General features: G+C 33.7%; 1 pseudogene. It reads right to left on the bottom strand.

Annotated elements, in window-relative coordinates:
* Positions 1–549, bottom strand: a pseudogene (locus tag ES044_RS18700) (hypothetical protein); the annotation flags it as partial.

Raw genomic sequence — 549 nt, 5'->3', positions numbered from 1 at the left:
ATACCAATTTCTATCCGTTACTCTTCTAAAAAACCAAACTCTATAGTCTTTGTAAAGTATCGCTTTATAGACAATGGCTGCTCTAGATTTTATAAATAGGTAGTTTTTAATTCTATGATGCTGTTTTTGGGTTTTTCTATAATCTGTAAACTGACGTTGAAAAACCTTCAAGTACGCCGCTGTTTGTGCTGTTTGTTTATATGCTAAACTATCAACCTCATGAAAGACCTCGCTACAGGCGGCCAAAAAACAATTTAAAGGATGGGTTAGTTTGTGTAGCATTTGCACAGCCTTTTTTGAGTTCGTCTTTTTTGAAAGAAGAAAAACATCATACCCATTCCTTAAAGCAATCGTCTTATAATAAAAGCCACTATCGTTTATTTGATTTGCAATGATGGATAAATTTAATTTGTTCGCATAACTCAACACGCTTACGCCATTTAGAACTTGACTGTCTTTCGCTACAAAATGATAATTAAATTCATCAGAAAACTTTTCTATTAAAAGCTCTTTGTGAATCTCTACGGCGGCAATAGCACCCTCTTTTTT

It is taken from the genome of Polaribacter sp. IC066, assembly GCF_007997085.1.
Taxonomy (GTDB): domain Bacteria; phylum Bacteroidota; class Bacteroidia; order Flavobacteriales; family Flavobacteriaceae; genus Polaribacter.
Note: the sequence above shows the minus strand (reverse complement) of the source record. Positions and strands in the feature narration are given on the sequence as shown.